This window comes from Pseudomonas turukhanskensis, from assembly GCF_027922365.1.
Classification (GTDB): Bacteria; Pseudomonadota; Gammaproteobacteria; order Pseudomonadales; family Pseudomonadaceae; genus Aquipseudomonas; species Aquipseudomonas turukhanskensis.
In genome coordinates this window covers 252,017-270,351 of sequence record NZ_BSFN01000006.1, presented here as the reverse complement: position 1 = coordinate 270,351, position 18,335 = coordinate 252,017, and the positions used below count along the sequence as shown (strand labels likewise).

The window sequence follows — 18,335 nt, the reverse complement described above, 5'->3', positions numbered from 1 at the left end:
CACCGCACTCACAACACCATCTTAATAACGGCGCCGAATAGCCACACCGCCCTTAGCCGCGGCCACCGCCGGCGCCACCGGCACCGCCACCATGGCCACCCGCACCGGCACCGCCACCTGGGCCGCCTTTGCCTTCGCCGCCTTTACCCTCTCCTTTCCCTTCGCCTTTGCCCTTGCCTTCGCCGCCCTTGCCGCCTTCGGGTTTGGCTGCCGGTGTTTCAGCAGGGGCTGCGGCTGCCAGCGGTTTAAGCACCGCTTGCAGGGCCTCGAGGTTGGCTTTGCGCACGGCTTTGACGAAGCCGTCGAACGGCCGGTCAGTAATGGCCACCAGACCGAAGTGACCATTCTCGCCGTCCAGCAGGCGACCGGTTACGGGCTGGTCGAGGTATTGGAACAGGTGGGTGCCGACGATCATCGGCTCCTTGGTCGCTTCTTCCACGAAGTGCGCATAGGCCGGGCCGCGCTGCTCTTCGTTGTACACCTCGCTGACGCCACCCCAGAACGGGCCACGATCGCGGGAGCCGAAGTGGAATTCGGTGACCAGAATCGGCTTATCCAGGGTTTTCAACGCGGCGAAGTCATAGCCGTGCTGCGGTTCCTTGGTATAGAAGTTGAAACTCAGCACATCGCAATACTGCGCGCAGGACGCCACCGCTTCCGGGTTGCTGGCGGCAAAACGGCCGCCCAGCAGCAGATGGTTCGGGGCGTGCCAGTTGAGGGCGTCGTCGATGGTTTTGAAGTAGGTGTCGGCGAACAGGCGCTGGAACTGCTGCATGTCCGCTTCGATGGCCGGGTGCTCGGGGTTTGGGCGTGGCGCCTGGAAACCCGGGTCTTCCATCAATTCCCAGGCCGGCAATTCGATACCCCAGGCTTTGGACAGGCCATCCTGGTTGCGGTACTTGTCGCGCAGCATTTTCAGAAAGGCGCGTTTGGCCGGCACGTCGGTGGTCAGGCTCAACGTGCCGTAAGCCAGGGCGTAGCGCGCATTCGGGTCGTTGGCCGGGCCGGCCCAGCCCAATTCGTTGTCGGCGAAGAAGCCAACCAGCCACGGGTCGTCGCGGTGATCGCGGGTGGCAATGGCCACGGCGCGCTCGGCGGCCATGGCGAAGCGCGGGTCGAACGGGTCAGGCATGCCGCCCCACCAATCGACGCCGGTGCTGATGGTTTTGTAGTCGCCACTGATCGACAGCGGCAGGGTGTACGGCATGCGCTTGGCGGCGGCCAGCGACGGGTCGCTCCAGTTGCCGACGGTGTTGAAGCCCCAGGCTTGCAGGCGGTCCAGGGTGTTTTCGGTCCAGCGCACCGGGTCGAAGGCCTTGGTCACGCACTTTTCTTCAGCCACCGCAGGCGCTGCCGGCGCAGCGACTACAGGCGGTGCCACCGGTGCAACGGCGGTGGTGGCCGCGGTGTTGGTGGTGTTCTCGGCGTTGGCCTCGATATCTGCCGGCGCTTCGCTTTCCTCGTCGTTCACCACTTGCGCGGTACTTTTGTCTACCAGGTTGGCACACGGCTGTTCCGGCCAGGTGCGTTGCAGGTTGGCGCGGTAGAAGTCGAACCAGCGGCCCTGGTCGAAGTTGCGTCCCTTGGCGGCGCCGGTATCGGCGCGGCTGCTGCTGCCACCGTAGTAGGCCGCCAGCGGCTCGCCGTCTTTGGGCAAGCCGGTGAACATGGTTTCGCGGCCTTCAACGTAGGTCGCGCTGTTGCCGGCGCTGACGGTGTTTACGCCCAGCGAGTAGAACGGGTGGCCTTCAGGTGTCACCAAGAACCAACGGCCGTCACGCTTTTCGGTGCGGAAGAAGCCTGAGGCCTCAAAGGTCGGGCCGCCGAGCAGGCCGCCGTACTGGTCGGTCTGGCCACGTTTTTCCAGCCAGCCCTTGAGCTGAGTGGCTTCCTTGGCTGCGGCGGCTTTCAGCTGGTCATCGCTACCCACTTTTTCCGGCCACTGGCCACGGGTGTATTGCCCATAGGCATCGACAATGCCGGTGTACAGCTGCTGCTGGGTTTCGTCGCCTTCACGCACGCCGAAACGGCCAAGCAGAATGCTCTGCGGCACATCGGGGCGGCTCATGTAGATGCCGACGGCAGTGACCTTGCTCAGGTCCAGGTCGCCTTCCACGGTGTCAGCCAGAATCACCCGCTGGCCATCGACGGTCCACGGCATCGCCGGCGCGGCGCGCATGCCTTGGCTGCGCGGCGAGGTGGCGTGCAGGGGGATCAGCAGGTTTTGCGCAGGGCCGGCTGGCAGGGCGATACGGCTGGTGAGCACTTTGCCGTCGCTGCTTTCCATGCGAATGTCGAGGGTGAGCGCCCAATCCATGGCGTTCTGGATACGCAGGGTCATGACATTGGCTTTGGACCAATCCCACGCGCCGTTCTGCGGGGTCAGGCGCAGGCTGGGGTTGTCCGAAGGATTGAACGTCACGCGACGCATCGGCTCGCTCTCGGCGGCCAGTTCGGCGGTCAGCGAAGGCAGGCTGGTGTTCTGCGTCTGCACCTGCACCACATCGGCGGGGCTGACGAAGTTGAATAGCGTCTGTTGCTCGGCGGCCAGCGCCAGCGGGGGCGCTGCAACCATCAAGGCGAAAATACCGGGCAGTGAACGGCGAATCATGTGACGGGCTCTCCTAAACAACCAGCCAATAGACAGCAGACTTCGAATTTGATGCTGTCTTAAGTAATTTCTCGGCGAAACGGTGGCAAGGCGTTGAGAATCGCCTTGCCGTAGCGCTGGGTTACAACGCGTCGATCCAAAAGCGTAATAGTGCCGCGATCGGCCTCGGTACGCAGCAGGCGACCGCAGGCCTGCACCAGACGCAGTGAAGCATCCGGCACGGCGATTTCCATAAACGGGTTGCCACCACGCGCCTCGATCCATTCGGCCAGCGCCGCTTCCACCGGGTCATCCGGCACGGCAAAGGGAATCTTGGCGATCACCACGTGTTCGCAGTAAGCGCCGGGCAGGTCCACCCCTTCGGCAAAGCTGGCCAGGCCGAACAGCACGCTGGACTCGCCGTCATCGACCCGGGCTTTGTGTTTGTTGAGGGTCTCCTGCTTGGACAGGTTGCCTTGAATAAACACGCGCTTGCGCCACTCGCGGTCGACACCGTCGAACACGTCCTGCATTTGTTTGCGCGAGGAGAAGAGCACCAGCGTGCCGCGTGAGCCTTCCACCAAACCCGGCAGCTCACGAATGATCGCGGCGGTGTGGGCGGCGGCGTCACGGGGGTCGGCCTTGAGGTCTGGCACCCGCAGCACGCCGGCATCGGAATGGTGAAACGGGCTGGGTACGACAGCGGTCACCGCCACTTTCGGCAGGCCGGCGCGCATGCGGAAACGGTCGAACGTACCGAGGGCGGTCAAGGTAGCCGAGGTCACCAGCGCGCCGTAGGCGACGTTCCATAGATTGCGCCGCAGGGTTTCGGCGGCCAGGATCGGGCTGGCGTTCACTTCGATATCGAACATCGCGCCGCCTTCTGCCAGGGTCAGCCATCGCGCCATGGGCGGGCTTTCCTCAGGGTCTTCGGCGGTGAAAGCCAGCCACAGTTCCCAGTTGCCCTGAGCGCGGGCCAGCAGGCTGCCGAATAGCGGGTACCACTCTTCGGCCTGGTGGCTGGCGATGCCGATGGAGGCTTCGCCGTCCATGGACTTTTTCAGCAGCTCGGTCAGGCCGGTAAAGAGATCCGTCAGGCGCGAGAAGCCTTTCTTCAGCTCCAGGCCCATTTCGGTAAGGTGCTCGGGCACCACGCCGCCAACAAACCGGTGACGCGGGCGCTCGCGGCCTTCCATGTCTTCGCCGGCCTTGAAATCGGCCAGTTGCTCGCAGGCGTTGAACATGAATTGCTGCTGGGTGCGAATTTCCCGGGCCAGAATCGGCACCTGCTCGATCAGACGGCCGAGGTCGCCCGGCAAGGGGTTCTGCGCCAGTAGCTTGGTCAGGTTCTTGGCCGTCAGCTCCAGCCAGTCGGCGGTGGAGCGCAGGCGGGTGTAATGGGCGAAGTGACCAATGGCCTTGTCGGGCAGGTGGTGACCTTCGTCGAACACGTACAGGGTGTCGCGCGGGTCGGGCAAAACGGCGCCGCCGCCGAGGGCCAGGTCGGCCAGCACCATGTCGTGGTTGGTGACGATAACGTCCACCTTGCCCATGCCTTCACGGGCCTTGTAAAAGGCGCAGGTCTGAAAGTTCGGGCAATGGCGGTTGGTGCACTGGCTGTGGTCGGTGGTCAGACGCGCCCAATCGGCGTCCTCCAGGGCTTCGGACCAGCTGTCGCGGTCGCCGTCCCATTTACCGCCGGCGAGCTTTTCCACCATCTGGGTGTAGAGCTTCTGGTTGCCCTGGTCGACTTCGATCTTGAAGCCTTCTTCCTCGAACAACGCCGCTGTGGCGTTTTGCGATTCGCCCTCCTGCATCAGAATGTCCAGCTTGGACAGGCACAGGTAGCGGCCGCGCCCCTTGGCCAGGCCAAAGGTAAAGTTCAGGCCACTGTTGCGCATCACCTCGGGCAAATCCTTGAACACGATCTGCTCTTGCAGCGCCACGGTGGCCGTGGCGATCACCAGGCGTTTGCCGGCGGCCTTGGCCAGGGGAATGGTGGCCAGGCTGTAGGCGACCGTCTTGCCGGTACCGGTGCCCGCTTCCACCGCCACAACCGCCGGGTCGCTGCTGCGCCGGCCTTCGTCGTCGACCTTGATGGTGCCTAACACCTTGGCGATCTCGGCGATCATCAAACGCTGGCCATAGCGAGGCTTCAGCCCTTTGGCTTCGAGAAAGCGGGAATAGGCGCCCTGGATCTGGGACTTGATTTCGGTACTGAGCACGGAGGGTTCTGCGAGGTAAGCGGGCTGGATAAATTTTCAGTGGTCAAACTGGGCGGCTATGATAGCGCGCGTTTTGCTAACCGCCGACCGGAGATTGTGAATGACTGTATATGCCCTGCTCTACGCCCTGCATGTTTTGGCTGCCGTTGTCTGGGTGGGCGGCATGTTCTTCGCCTGGATGGTGCTGCGCCCGGTGGCCGTTATTGCCCTGGAACCCCCGGCACGCCTGCGGTTGTGGGGCCAGGTTTTTCCCCGCTTCTTTCTATTTGTATGGGTGTGCGTGCTGATATTGCCGATCAGCGGCGTGGGCATGCTACAGCTGCATTTTGGCGGTTTCGAGACAGCGCCCAAGTACGTGCAGGTGATGATGGGTCTGTACCTGGCGATGGTGGCGCTGTTTATCCGCATTCAGGCGTTGCAGTTGCCCGAGCTCAAACGCGCGATTGCTGCTGAAGACTGGCCGGCGGGCGGCGCTGTGCTGGGCAAGATTCGTCGTTTGGTGGGGTTTAATCTGTTGATCGGGATGGCAGTGGTGGCCGTTGCGGCTACGCGCGCCACGTTCTGACCGAGCACCAGCGTAGGGCGAATATCGCCACGGGCGATATCCGCCAATACACGGGGGCGAAAGACGGCCATCTTCCAGAGGCCGAAATCGCAACGGCGGATATCCGCAAGCGGATATTCGCCCTACGGTATGCGTACCAGATTGAAACTACCGGCGCTGCCATTGCCGCCCGGTTGCCCGGCTTGCCCTGGCTTACCCGCCTTGGCGCCATCGGCGCGGTACACCAGGCAGCCTTTCGACTTGCCGCCCTGCCCGCCTTTGCCAGCGTCCCCCGCTGCACCGCCCACGCCACCGTCAACTTTCACGGTAATCAGGTTCTCGGCCACGCTAGCCGGCACTTCCAGACGCACCTGGCCGCCGGATGCGCCGGCCTGACCGTTGCCGCCGTTCTGGCCGTCGTAACCCGGCTCGGCCTGGCCCCACGTGCAGCCGGGGCGTTTGCCGTCGGCGCCATCCAGGCCTTGGTAACCCGGCGCGCCGATACCGCCGCGCACATCGATGGTCAGCTCACCCACTTGGACCTGCTCAAACCGCAAGCTCAGGTTACGGCCGGGGGTCGCCGGTTTTTCAAAGCTGCCGCTGGCGCCGCGGGCGTTGATATGGGCGCCGGTGACCAGCTCGCCACTACGAGCCTCCAGGCGGAACGGCTCGGGGCTGGGGGCAATGGCGATATGGGCGTCGCGGCCCATGCGCAGTTCACCCACGCGGATTTCAGTGACGGTGGGCGGCACCACCAGAGTGGCCGAGTCGGCAATGGTCAGACGGTCCAGCAGCAACGTGCTGGTAGCCGTGGGCAAGCGCAGCAGTGAGTTGGAGGCCACGTTCACTTCAACATCGGCCTGCGCCAGGGTGCTGATCAGCAACAACGGCACGGCAAAACCGGCGAGCAGGCGCTTATGCATGTTGCACCTGCGTAGCGTCGTTGGCTGCCTCGGGTGCCTGGGCAATCACTTCGGCAATCGGTTCGGCCAAGGTTTCAGGTACGGGCTCAGCCACCTCGGCCGGCGCGGGCTCGGCCAGGCCATACAGATGGAAAATACCGAACAGCAGCACTTGCACGCGGTGCAGATTCACGTTCGGCAGGCCACGCAAGCGATTGCCAAACAGCCCCAGCTCCACCACATGGGCCAATAGCACCAGTGCGCCAAGCACATCGAGGAGCAAGTCCACTGGTTTGTTCAGCGGGGTAATCAGGTTAACGAGCACCAGCACCCAGAACACCGCGACGGCGGTTTTCCCCACCTGCAAAAACACCTTCATGCCACTGCCCCCTTTTTATTTTTGGTCGTCGCGCACCTTACTCTTTTTGCGTGTAACTGAAACCCGCGTACCGATAAAAAAACAACGGAGGCTCAAGGGCCTCCGTTGGGTGTCAGCAAGGCCGCAGCCCTAGTGGGTGACGTGCAACTCCACACGGCGGTTCTGCGCGCGGCCCTCATCGGTGCCGTTATCGGCGACCGGCTGACTTTCACCATAACCCACTTCAGACACCTTCTCGGCGGGTATGCCCTCGGCGCCAAGGAAGGTTGCCACGCTGTGCGCTCGGCGTTCCGACAGTTTCTGGTTGTAGGCATCCGAGCCTTTGCTGTCGGTATGGCCGGCCACCTGCACGCTGGTCAGGGTGGAGCCCTTCAGGCGTTGGCTGATTTCGGTCAACGAGGCCTTGGCGCTTTCGCTCAAATCGGACTTGTCGAACGCAAACAGCACATCGCCAGCGTCGCTAAGCACGATGGTTTCGGTTTTAGTTGGTTCAGGTGCGGGTTCCGGAGGCGGCGCTGCGGCGGCTACCGGGTACTGCGGCAGTGGACAACCACTGTTGTTGACCGGGGTATTGGCTGGAGTGTCGGCGCATACATCGCGTCGGTCATGCACGCCATCGGAATCATCGTCGCCATCAAGTGCATAGCAGATCAGACCGAATACGGTGCAAAAGGGCCAGTTCCCCTGGTTGAGCGGGGCGTCTCCGTTACTTGAAGTCGACGAGCAACCAGATAGAACACTGCTGACCAAGAGAAGTAGGGGTACCGTTACCCGCATGGTTAGGGTTGGCATTTTTGTAAGTCTCCTGAGTCGTCGGCGAGTGCCGACACCAGAAGTAAAGACCAGCCTTGTTCAATAGGGTTGTCATTATTTTATCGTCGAGGCCCGCATACCGTGCCCTGCAACCTACAGGGCACAGTATTTGACGCGGGGATTAACGGTGAATCTTGATTTCCACGCGACGGTTCAGCTGACGGCCATCGGCGGTTTTGTTATCCGCCACAGGCACGCTTTCACCGGCACCGACCACATCTACGACGTTATTTGGCGACACGCCATTGGCCACCAGATAGTCCGCCACAGACTGCGCGCGGCGTTCCGACAGTTTCTGGTTGTAGGCGTCCGAACCGACGCTATCGGTGTGCCCGCTAACGGTCAGCTTGGCGTTCGGCGCTTCATTTTTTAGGCGGGTAGCAATGGTGTCGAGTTTGGTTTTATCGGTAGCGGTGAGCTTGGCCGAGTCAAACTCGAACAGCACATCACGCACCACGATCACTTCATCTTCAACCACCACCACTTGCTCTTGCACTTCTTCAATTACCGCTGGAGGCGGGCAACCATTGGCGTCCACACGGGTGCCTGGCGGAGTGCCCGGGCACTTGTCGCGGCTATCCGGCACGCCATCACCGTCTTCATCGCCGTCGCCATGGCTCCAGCAATACCCGGCTGCCAACGCGGCGCCACCTAATGCGCCCCAGCCAGCCCAGGACGAACTTTCAATGGCACCCAACGCGGCGCCACCCACACCACCAACCGCTGCACAGGTTGGCCAATCGGTTTTCTGTAACCCGGCGCAGCCGGTCAATAATGTACTCAACAAGATCAGGGGTACTGCAGTCCGTTTAATGCTCATATGCACAGTCTCCTCAGGGGATCGGCGTAAACCGACACTTAGGGATTAAAGACGGCGGTTTTAGAATCCGCCAGCACTAGGCCATATCGCTGCATCAAGCTAGGCTTGTCGCTCCTGTTCGAGGATTTTCGATGACTGAAAGTTTTTCTGCGCGCACGCCGCAACAAGCCGTGGCCGCGCTTCTGGATCGCTACGCACCGGCGCGCTTGCTGGTGGTCGGCGCCGTGGATTTCCCCGCTGTGCAGGCCTTTCAACAGGCGCACCCGGACAGCGTCTGCGCTTTCGCCCCGGCCGGCCCGCTACCGGCTGAACTGGCCGCGCAACGCTATGACCTGGCACTGATCGCCGACTGTCTGGAGCACCTGCCCAAACGCAACGGCCTGGAACTGCTGGGCGGCATCCGCAATCTCAATGCCAGTCGCCTGGCTGTTCTGGTCGACTTGCCCGCCTGCGGCCTACACGACACCGACCTTTACGCGCTGGCCCTGCAAGCCAGCGAGCGCTTCAAGCGCGACGAGCAGGTGCTGACCCTGTTCACCTACGACCTGCGCGAATACAAACAGGTGCCGGACTGGCTCAACGCCAAGTTCTGGGCCAACCCGCAAAACTTCGGTAAGTACTGGTGGTAGCCACAATGCCTCCTTCATCCAGCCCCGAAACAGCCTGCCCTTGCGGCAGCGGCAATCTGCTCAGCGCGTGCTGCGGCCACTACCACGACGGCACCCCGGCGCCGAGCGCGGAAACCCTGATGCGCTCGCGCTACAGCGCTTACGTGCTGGGCAAGATCGACTACCTCAAAGCCACCACCCTGCCCGCTCAGCAAGCCGAATTGGACACCGTGGCCATGCAAGTCTGGAGTGCGCAGAGCACCTGGCTGGGGCTAGAAGTGGAAGGCGCGGAAGTGCATGGCGGCAAGCCGGAGCATGCCTTCGTCACCTTCACGGCGCGCTGGCATGACGAGAACGGCGAGCACGCCCATCGCGAGCGGTCGGGATTTGTGCAGAACGGTGGGCGCTGGTACTTCATCGACAGCACGGTGCCATTGAAGGCGACGCGCAACGACCCATGCCCGTGTGGCGGCGGGTTGAAGTTCAAGAAGTGTTGCGCGGGGTTTGTTTAGGTATTCCAGCTTTAGATTCTGGGTCCCCGCCTGCGCGGGGACGACGGTGGTAGAGGTAAGATTGTCGTCATCCCCGTGAAGGCGGGGATCCAGAATATTGAAGGCTGCGCGACAATATCCCCAGCCGGCATTTTTTATTCCTGCAACTTCAAGTGCGAGATATCCGGCGCAGGCCCTGCCGGCGCGGCCTTGGCCTGGCCCATATCACTGCCCGCCGGCGCCAGGCTGAATTGGCTGAGGTCGACCTTTGGCGGCGCCGGTTCTGGCCTCTCGTCCTGCAAATCGACGCCCACCGGCGCGATGCCGAAGTCTGGCGCCTCCACATCACTGAAGGCGGCCATGTATTCATCGCGCGGGGCCACCACCAAGGGCTTGGGCGCGCCGCCGATGGCGGCTGCGACTGGAGTTGGTGCAGGCGGCTCGTAAGGGGGCGGCGGCGCCATCTCCACTTCTTCGATTTCCACCGCATCCATGTCGCAGACTTCGACCAGCGCGCCGGCTCGCTCCAGCGTCGCGCGGTATTTTTCGGCACCGGCTTCGTCGAGGTTGTTCTTGATCACCAGGCGCCGGCCGGAGAACAGCAAGGCAATGCGTTGGGCATCGGCCTGGAACAGCTTGGCCATATTGGCTTTCACCAGGTCCAACTGGGCACCGGGCACCAATTGTCCGGAGAAGGCAATCTCGTAGCGGCTCATGGGTGCTCTCCTGTGCGAGTCAGTCCTGTGCGATTGAGCTTCAAGTATGGCGTAGATTTTTTTACATAAACAACAGGTTGCCCGAAGGCTGCGGGTTGCGACACACTCGGGCCACAAGGAGTACGCCATGCGGCAGCACGCCACGCGCACCACACACATTGCGATGTTACTTCTGCTCGGCCTGTTTTCAGGCTTGAGCGGGTGTTCGTGGTTTGCCGGCGACCTGCAGGACCCAACCGTCCGCCTGCAGAAAGTGGATGTGGTCAAAGCCAAGCTCACCGAGCAGGAATTTGTGCTGCACCTGCGCCTGGACAACCCCAACGACAGCGACCTGCCCATTCGCGGCCTGACCTTCAGCCTCTACCTCAACGACATCAAGCTGGCCGATGGCGAGTCGGACGTGTGGGCCACGGTGCCTGCCAACGGCCACCGCACCCTGAAGATTCCGCTGCGTACCAACCTCTGGCGCAACCTTCGGCCCATCGCCAAAATGCTGGAAAACCACGACAAGCCGATCCGCTACCGTTTCTACGGCGTAGCCGATACCGGGGTGATATTCGGCCCGAGCGTGCACCTGGAACGAAATGGCGAGATAATTCCCGGCGATTTTATTTCGGAGTAACCCGCTGATGAGCAACGAACCCCACGTTCACGGTCCTGACTGCAACCACGACCATGATCACGACCACCACCATGACCACGGCCACGTGCACGGCCCGGACTGCAACCATGGGCATCAAGAGCCCGTGCGTAATGCGTTGAAAGACGTCGGCCGTAACGACCCGTGCCCGTGTGGCAGTGGCAAGAAATTCAAGAAGTGCCACGCGGCGTAACTGCACGATCGGCTGCGCGTCGACATTGCTGCGTCGAAATGACTTTTGAATGCTCATCGGCGTAGGGCGAATATCGCCTTGGCGATATCCGCCGATGCGCAAATCGAGAGTCGGCGGATATCCGCAGCGCGGATATTCGCCCTACGCCTCAAAACCTTTTTTTGCCTTGCCCCGCTCTAGCTCGCTTGATCTCGATGTGTAGAAAGATCAAAAGCACCAGGGTATTGCTCCCTGAACCTTCCCCGCTTCCCGTCAGTCAGTTGCTTACACGTCTAAACGGAGCTTCCCGATGATCGATCTGTATTACTGGACCACGCCCAACGGCCACAAGATTTCCTTGTTTCTGGAAGAGGCAGGCCTGCCATATCGGGTTTTTCCGATCAACATCGGCAAGAACGAGCAGTTCCAACCGGACTTTCTAAAGATCTCCCCCAACAACCGCATCCCGGCCATCGTCGATAATGAGCCGGCGGACGGCGGCGAACCGCTGTCGGTGTTCGAGTCCGGTGCCATCCTTTTGTACCTCGCCGAGAAGACCGGCAAGTTCATCCCCGCCGACCTGCGTGGCCGCCAGGTGTGCCTGGAGTGGGTGTTCTGGCAGATGGGCGGCCTGGGGCCAATGGCCGGGCAGAACCATCACTTCAATATGTTCGCCCCGGAAAAAATCCCCTATGCCATGAAACGCTATGTGGACGAAACCGCGCGGCTGTATGGCGTGCTGAACAAGCAGCTGGAAGGCCGCACCTTTATCTGCGGCGACGACTACACCATCGCCGACATGATCAGCTACCCGTGGATCGTGCCCCACGAGCGCCAACAGCAGAACCTGGCGGACTTCCCCAACCTGCAACGCTGGTTCAACGCCATCAAGGCCCGCCCGGCCACCGAACGGGCCTACGCCATCGCCGAACGCATCAACCCGCAGCCGAAAAAATAACCCCCGCCACACGCCCGTCCTCGCTTGCGCGGCGGCGGGCGCCTCACTAACGTAGCGCCTGCCGTTTTTCATTCGTTTTTTTGCACCGTGCAGGAGCTTTACACCATGGCGTCGCCAGCCTTTCAGCGATTTTTCACCCGCGCCGCAGCCGCCGCTGCCCTTGTCGGCGCCGTGAGCCTCAGCGGTTGTCAAAGCTGGCTGGACAGCCACTACTCAGACAGTGTGCCGCCGACCACCGGCATCCAGCCGATCAAGGGCCTGGCGCAGAGCGTGTCCATCCGCCGCAACGCCCTGGGCATGCCGCTGATTGAAACCACCACCTTCCACGACGCGTTGTTCGCCTTGGGCTATGTGCACGCCGGCGACCGTTTGAGCCAGATGGTGGGCATGCGCTTGATGGCCGAAGGCCGACTCTCGGAAATGGTTGGCCCCGGCGCCCTGGAAATCGACCGTTTCATGCGGGCGGTCAACCTCAAGCAAAGTGCCGAAGTGCTGTATAAAAACAGCTCGCCGCGGATGAAGAAGTTCTTCGAGGTGTACGCCCGCGGCGTCAACGCATACCTGTATCGCTACCAGGACAAGCTGCCGATGGACCTGGCCGAGTCCGGGGTAAAACCGGCGTATTGGAAGCCGGAAGACTCGGTGCTGATTTTCTGCCTGATGAACTTTGGCCTGTCGGTCAACCTGCAGGAAGAAATCGCCTCGCTCGCCCTGGCTCAGAAAGTCGGCACCGACAAACTGGCCTGGCTGACGCCCACCTACCCGGACGAGCCATTGCCGTTTGACGAAGCGGAAAAACTCAAAGGCCTGGTCTTGAGCGGCCAGATTCAAGGTCTCACCGGATTGGGCCAGGTTACCGAGCAAATTGCCGGCCTGGACATGCTCGGCGTCGCCGCCTCCAACAACTGGGCCATCGCCCCGCAACGCAGCCGCAGCGGCAAGAGCCTGCTGGCCAACGACACCCACCTGCCGCTGTCCATGCCCTCGGCCTGGAACTACGTGCAGATCCGCTCGCCGAAATTCCAGGCCGCAGGCGTTACGGTGGCTGGCGTGCCGGCGGTGGTCGCCGGCTTCAACGGCAAGCTGGCCTGGGGCATGACCATGGTCATGGGCGACAACCAGGACCTGTTCCTGGAGAAGATCAAACGCCAGGGCAGCCAGGTGTTGTATGAAGCCGACGGCAAATGGGTCGCCGCCCGCGTACGTCAGGAAACCTTCTTTATCAAAGGCCAGCGCCCGGTGCGCGAGCCAATCTACGAAACCCGCCATGGCCCGCTGCTGAACAGTGTGCTGGGCGAGCGCAAACATATGCTGCAGCCGCTGCAGATCCAGAGTGGCTATGGCCTGGCGCTGCAAAGCGCTTCACTGGACGGCGACAAGACGCTGGACGCGTTCTTTAACCTGTCCCGCGCTCAATCCGTGGACCAGGCGTTTGAAGCCGCCCGCGATATCCGCGCCATCCCGCTGAACATGGTTTTTGCCGACGCACAGCACATCGGCTGGCAAGTGACTGGCCGTTACCCCAACCGCAAGGCCGGCGTCGGCCTGCTGCCCTCCCCCGGCTGGAATGGCCAGTACGACTGGGACGGTTACGCCGACCCGATGCTGCACCCCTACGACCAGGACCCGGTGCAGGGCTGGCTGGGCACCGCCAACCAGCGCACCATCCCGCGCGGTTATGGCATGCAGCTGTCCAACTCCTGGTATTACCCGGAACGGGGCGAGCGCATTGCCCAGCTTGCGGGTGCGGGAAAGCACGATGCGAAAAGCATGATCGCCATGCAGTACGACCAGACCTCGCCATTCGTGGCCAAGCTGCAAGGCATGCTTGAAGCACCCGGCATGGCCCAACCACTGAAAAAAGCCATCGACGCCCTGCCCGAAGCCGAACGCGCCAAAGCGCGTGAAGCCCATAGCCGGTTGATGAAGTTTGACGGCAACCTGCGCGCCACCTCGGCCGATGCCGCGCTGTACGAAGCGTTTTTGCAGGAAAGCATGCGCCAGACCTTCCTCGACGAACTGGGTCCGGATACCAGCCCGGCCTGGAAAGCGCTGGTGGACACTACCGACCTCTCCTATTCCGCCCCCGCCGACCACCTACTGGGCCGTGAAGACAGCCCATTCTGGGACGACGTGAGAACGCCGCAGAAAGAAGACAAACCGACCATTCTGGCCCGCAGCCTGGCGGCGGCCGTGACCTTGTGCGAAAGCAAACTGGGCAGCGACCGCAACGCCTGGCAGTGGGGCAAGCTGCATACCTATATGTTCGCCACCGACACCACGCAAATGGCCAAGTACATGAGCAGCGGCGATGCCACCAGCATCAATGCCATCAAAGGCTACCTGGACCGTGGCCCCTACGCGGCCGGCGGCGACCACACTACGCTGAACACCTCGGCCTACCACTGGGGCAAAGACTTTGATACCTGGCTGGTGCCGGCCATGCGCATCGTGGTCGACTTCGGCCAACCGGAACCAATGCTGGGCTTGAACAGCACCGGCCAGTCCGGCAATCCGGCCAGCCCGCACTATGCCGATGGCATCGACGCCTGGTTGAAGGGCCAGTACATGACCTTCCCGTTCCAGTCGCAGAACCTCGACAAGGTTTACGGCACCAAGCGCCTGCTGCTGACACCAGGGAAATAGCGACCGTTCGTCGAGCCTGGCTGAACTATTCCTGCAGCCAGTCACTCAGAGACAGTGGACTTACTCCATAGATCTTTTTAGGGCGCCTATTGGCGCCCTTTCTTTTGCCCGCAATAACGTGAAGATGACAGGTGCATGACGGCCGGTTGAACTTTGTGGCCTTCGGCCGTTCAGACCTTATGCATCGTTTGATTCTCCGGGCGCCATCTTAGGCGCCTATTTTTTTGCCTGCGGTTTGGCGCCAGTGCTTGGTCCTCCTTGCGATGCTGGATTCCCCTCCCCGCGCAGGCAGGGACCCAGAATTCCGCAGCGAAAGAAGATTCCAGCAGTCTATTTTCTGCCTGGAATTCGACGAGCTTTTGTAGGGTGTGCTGTGCGCACCAAGCGATCCCCCGTCGATCGCAACGGTGCGCATAGCACACCCTACCAAAGCGAAAACGGGGCCATTGCGGCCCCGTTTTTTTATTGCGGACGATCAGTCTTCGTCTTTATCCGGCATCCCATCCACCACGCCAGCGGTGTTATCCAACAGGCTCTTGGTGGCTGTTTGCAGGAACGCTTCCAGCTGCTTTTTCAGCTCAGGGTCGATATCGCCCGCGACACGGGTGGCGCTCGGTTTGGCGCCGAGGGTGTAGTCGTACAGGCGCGGCTCGAAGCCTTTGGGCTGAATCAGAATGCGTTCAGGCGTGACGATGGCCACGGTCTGCTCGCCACCGGACGGTTTGAACACGCCAATGCCATGGTCGCCTTCAGGCAGGGTCAGCAAGTCGCGGCCCCAGCACTGGTGACGCACCTGGCCACCGAGGCGGCCCATAATGGTCGGCACGATATCGATCTGCGTACCCACGGTATGCCGCACGGCACCGAACTTCTCCTGAATGCCTGGGCCAATCAGCAGCAGCGGCACGTTAAAGCGGAACAGGTCCATCTCCGTCAGCTGCTCTTCGCTGCCAAACCCATGGTCGCCGACAATCACGAACAGGGTGTCTTTGAAGTACGGCGCTTTACGCGCTTTTTCGAAGAACTGCCCCAATGCCCAGTCCGAATAGCGCATGGCGGTCAGGTGTTCATCGGAGCTTTTGCCGGTGTTTACACGCTCCACCGGCAAGTTGGCCGGCAAGGCGTATGGGGTGTGGTTCGAGAGGGTTTGCAGCAGGGCGTAGAACGGCTTCTTGCCGAAGTTGGTTTCCAACTCCTTGGCGCCCCGGTCGAACATGTCCTGGTCGGACACGCCCCAGGTGGGGTCCATGAATACCGGATCAACGAAGTTCTCGCGACCGATGAAGTTGGTCATGCCCTGGTTGCTGAAGAACCCCGACTGGTTATCCCACTGGAAGTTGCCGTTGTAGACATACAGGTTGTCGAAGTCGCGGGCATCGAGCAGTTGCGGCAGGCCGGAAAACTTGTGGCCGCCTTCTGGCATACGCATCAGGTACTCGAAGCTGGGCAGGTTGGGGAAGCACGCCATGGTGGCGAACATACCCTGGTGGGTGTGCGTGCCGTTGGAGAAGAAGCGGTCGAACAGCACGCCCTCCTTGGCCAGCTTGTCGAATTCAGGCGTGATGTTCAGCGGGCTGCCGAGGGCACCTACGAAGTGGCCGGCAAAGCTTTCCATCAGAATCACCACCACGTTTTTCACCTGCGGCAGCGTGGCATCGGCGGGCGGTGTGTAATCACGGCGAATGGCGGCCTTGTCGGCATCGACCAGCACGTCGTGCGGGGTGAGGATCATCTTGCGCACGATCTCCTGGGCATCGGCATCGGGCATGGTGGCTTTCCACGCGTTTTTGCGATGAGAGGAGAAGCTCGCCTGGGCAGCAGACACCAGGGTCAGGGTGCCGTTAAGACCGAGCTGGTTGGCGAACATCGATTCAGTGGTATACGCGTCACCCCAACGCAGAGGCGGGCCCTGTTTCAACGTGCCACGGGCAGCCAGGATGGCCAGCACCAGGCACAGCACGAAGGCCACGCCACGCATCGGCCAGCCAGAACGGCTGCGCGGGCTGGCGCTGAACAACGCCGCTTCGCCACGCGGGCGGCTCAGCAGGTCCAGGCCCTTGAACAGTTTCCACAGCAGCCAGGTGGCCAAGGCCCAGGCGAGCAGGTAACGGCCCACCGGAAACCCGTTCCAGAGCATGCTCATTACCGTTTTCGGGTCTTCCTGGAAGTACTGGAACACCAGGCTGTTGAGGCGCTGGTGGAACTCGCGGTAGAAGTCCAGCTCAGTCAGGCCGAGGAACAGCGTGACGCTGGCGAAGAACGTCAGCCACACGCGCATCCAGCCGCGGCGAGCCATCAGTGGCGGCACCACAATGGCGATCAACAGCGGCGCACAGGCATACACCACCACCCGCAGGTCGAAACGCATGCCGTTGAAAAAGGCCTCGGCAAAGGTCGCGACGGTGTCTTCACCGATCAGTTCGCGGTTGTACACCAGCAGGGCCACGCGCAGCAGCGTGTACAACACCAGAAAGGTGATAGCGCTGAGAAAGGTGAAGACCAGATGGCTTTTTAGCGTGGGCGTACCACGGGTTGCGGAGGAACTGCTCAGGGCGTCCGATTGTGCCATGTTGTCCAAAACTCACTGGTTAGGCGTGCGAGAAAAAAGGGTGACGAAGAATACTCCGCCGCCCCGCCAGAAGCGAAGCCGCGAATAGTCGGCGAGCGAATGTGAAAATTTCGTTGAAAACGCGGATGACGCGCCGGCGTAGGGCGAATATCCGCATCGCGGATATCCGCCGATACACAGATCGGCGAACCGCCGAAGAGGTGTCGCCGAACGAGTCCACGAACCGGGGGATACCCACAGAGCGGCGCGCCCGTCCTATAAGAACGCCCTACGTATTGCTTGGCTTGCCGATGGCGTGCAGCACGTACTGCGGCAGCGCAAACGCGCCCAGGTGCACCTCAGGGTTGTAATAGCGGGTGACAATTCCACTGCCGGCAAAGCGCTGGCGCAAGGTGTCCAGCGGGATGTTGCGCAGGCCTGCAGTGGTCGCGCCCCAGGCGAAGGTCATGGCGCCGCCGATATAGGTGGGCACCGCCGCCATATAAAAATGCCAGTCGGCAAACAGGCCGTTCATGCGCCCGGCGGTGTTCTGTACGCCGTCCAGTTGCATAAAGGGCGTGCCGTTCTGGGTGACGAGAATGCCGCCGTCGTTCAGGCAGCGGCGGCAAGCCTGGTAGAAGTTCTCCGAGAACAGCACTTCACCGGGGCCGATGGGGTCGGTGGAGTCGGAGATGATCACGTCGAATTTTTCCTCGGTGGTGGCCACGAAACGCATGCCGTCATCGATCACCAGGTTCAGACGCGGGTCGTCATAGGCGCCCTTGGAATGCTCGGGCAAAAACTCTTTGCACATGTCGACCACCGTGCCGTCGATCTCGACCATGGTGATGTGCTCAACGCTCTTGTGCTTGCTCACTTCACGCAGCATGCCGCCGTCGCCACCGCCAATGATCAGCACCTTGCGCGCGGCACCGTGGGCCAGAATCGGCACGTGGGTGAGCATCTCGTGGTAGATGAATTCGTCGGCTTCGGTGGTTTGAATCACGCCGTCCAGCGCCATCACCCGGCCCATGCGCGGGTTCTCGAAAATCACCAGGTGCTGGTGTTCGGTGCGCACTTCGTGCAGCAGTTTGTCCATGCGAAAACGTTGGCCGTAGCCTTCGTAGAGGGTTTCCTGATAGTCGCTCATGGCGTTGCTCCTCTGCGCCGCGCCCTTACAGGCGCGGAAAAAAACGGTGGCTGGAACACGGCGGTTCCAGGCGAGCGGCGCATTCTACGTGGCGCGCCATGACAGGTCGAACCTTGGCCGGAATTCAAAAGCA

The 18,335-nt window shown here is 61.7% G+C and carries 16 protein-coding genes; 7 read left to right on the top strand and 9 right to left on the bottom strand.

Features of this window, described 5'->3' with window-relative positions; translation table 11 throughout:
• Positions 1–52: 52 nt before the first annotated feature.
• Positions 53–2,611 carry a beta-agarase gene (locus tag PKE98_RS13250; protein WP_271195763.1) on the bottom strand — a complete coding sequence of 853 codons (2,559 nt, stop codon included), beginning with the start codon at positions 2,609–2,611 and terminating at the stop codon, positions 53–55.
• Positions 2,612–2,670: 59 nt separating this feature from the next.
• A complete protein-coding gene (gene dinG, locus PKE98_RS13245) occupies positions 2,671–4,815 on the bottom strand; it encodes an ATP-dependent DNA helicase DinG (RefSeq protein ID WP_271195762.1) in 2,145 nt (714 codons plus the stop codon).
• Between the two features lie 100 nt (positions 4,816–4,915).
• Between dinG and PKE98_RS13240 the strand changes: the two genes are divergently transcribed.
• Complete coding sequence (locus PKE98_RS13240) at positions 4,916–5,380, top strand: CopD family protein (RefSeq protein ID WP_271195761.1); 465 nt, start codon at positions 4,916–4,918, stop codon at positions 5,378–5,380.
• 122 nt (positions 5,381–5,502) lie between these two features.
• On the opposite strand, the gene PKE98_RS13235 is transcribed toward PKE98_RS13240, so the two are convergent.
• The 4 genes from PKE98_RS13235 to PKE98_RS13220 form a co-directional block, all read right to left on the bottom strand.
• On the bottom strand, positions 5,503–6,282 hold the full coding sequence (locus PKE98_RS13235) for a collagen-like protein (RefSeq protein WP_271195760.1): 780 nt from the start codon (positions 6,280–6,282) through the stop codon (positions 5,503–5,505).
• Positions 6,275–6,640 carry a DUF1145 domain-containing protein gene (locus tag PKE98_RS13230; RefSeq protein ID WP_271195759.1) on the bottom strand — a complete coding sequence of 122 codons (366 nt, stop codon included), beginning with the start codon at positions 6,638–6,640 and terminating at the stop codon, positions 6,275–6,277. The genes PKE98_RS13235 and PKE98_RS13230 overlap by 8 nt, the downstream gene beginning before the upstream one ends.
• A 129-nt stretch (positions 6,641–6,769) precedes the next feature.
• Positions 6,770–7,432 (bottom strand): OmpA family protein, encoded by a 663-nt coding sequence (locus PKE98_RS13225; protein ID WP_373877853.1) that lies wholly within the window; start codon positions 7,430–7,432, stop codon positions 6,770–6,772.
• Positions 7,433–7,574: 142 nt separating this feature from the next.
• Entirely contained in the window at positions 7,575–8,273 is a 699-nt protein-coding gene (locus PKE98_RS13220) for a PA1041 family peptidoglycan-binding anchor lipoprotein (protein ID WP_271195758.1), read from the bottom strand.
• 131 nt (positions 8,274–8,404) lie between these two features.
• Here PKE98_RS13220 and PKE98_RS13215 point away from each other — a divergent pair, with 131 nt between their 5' ends.
• On the top strand, positions 8,405–8,902 hold the full coding sequence (locus tag PKE98_RS13215; RefSeq protein ID WP_271195757.1) for a DUF6231 family protein: 498 nt from the start codon (positions 8,405–8,407) through the stop codon (positions 8,900–8,902).
• Positions 8,903–8,907: 5 nt separating this feature from the next.
• Positions 8,908–9,393 carry a YchJ family protein gene (locus PKE98_RS13210; RefSeq protein ID WP_271195756.1) on the top strand — a complete coding sequence of 162 codons (486 nt, stop codon included), beginning with the start codon at positions 8,908–8,910 and terminating at the stop codon, positions 9,391–9,393.
• Between the two features lie 134 nt (positions 9,394–9,527).
• On the opposite strand, the gene PKE98_RS13205 is transcribed toward PKE98_RS13210, so the two are convergent.
• Positions 9,528–10,088 carry a hypothetical protein gene (locus PKE98_RS13205; protein ID WP_271195755.1) on the bottom strand — a complete coding sequence of 187 codons (561 nt, stop codon included), beginning with the start codon at positions 10,086–10,088 and terminating at the stop codon, positions 9,528–9,530.
• A gap of 127 nt (positions 10,089–10,215) precedes the next feature.
• Between PKE98_RS13205 and PKE98_RS13200 the strand changes: the two genes are divergently transcribed.
• The 4 genes from PKE98_RS13200 to PKE98_RS13185 all read left to right on the top strand — a co-directional run bounded on the left by PKE98_RS13200 (position 10,216) and on the right by PKE98_RS13185 (position 14,504).
• Positions 10,216–10,710: an LEA/WHy family protein gene (locus PKE98_RS13200; protein WP_271195754.1), complete on the top strand. Its 495-nt coding sequence runs from the start codon at positions 10,216–10,218 to the stop codon at positions 10,708–10,710.
• A 7-nt stretch (positions 10,711–10,717) separates the two neighbouring features.
• Complete coding sequence (locus tag PKE98_RS13195; RefSeq protein ID WP_108097445.1) at positions 10,718–10,921, top strand: SEC-C metal-binding domain-containing protein; 204 nt, start codon at positions 10,718–10,720, stop codon at positions 10,919–10,921.
• A gap of 289 nt (positions 10,922–11,210) precedes the next feature.
• Complete coding sequence (locus PKE98_RS13190) at positions 11,211–11,858, top strand: glutathione binding-like protein (protein WP_271195753.1); 648 nt, start codon at positions 11,211–11,213, stop codon at positions 11,856–11,858.
• A 105-nt stretch (positions 11,859–11,963) separates the two neighbouring features.
• A complete protein-coding gene (locus PKE98_RS13185; protein ID WP_271195752.1) occupies positions 11,964–14,504 on the top strand; it encodes a penicillin acylase family protein in 2,541 nt (846 codons plus the stop codon).
• 475 nt (positions 14,505–14,979) lie between these two features.
• Here the strand turns inward: PKE98_RS13185 and PKE98_RS13180 are convergent, their stop codons facing one another.
• Together PKE98_RS13180 and speE are read right to left on the bottom strand one after the other, a co-directional pair.
• Positions 14,980–17,073, bottom strand: coding sequence for an LTA synthase family protein (locus PKE98_RS13180; protein ID WP_271195751.1), 2,094 nt, complete (start codon positions 17,071–17,073; stop codon positions 14,980–14,982).
• 268 nt (positions 17,074–17,341) lie between these two features.
• The gene (speE, locus tag PKE98_RS13175; protein ID WP_271195750.1) at positions 17,342–18,202 is read right to left on the bottom strand and encodes a polyamine aminopropyltransferase; all 861 of its coding nucleotides are present in this window, start codon (positions 18,200–18,202) and stop codon (positions 17,342–17,344) included.
• Positions 18,203–18,335 lie beyond the last annotated feature (133 nt).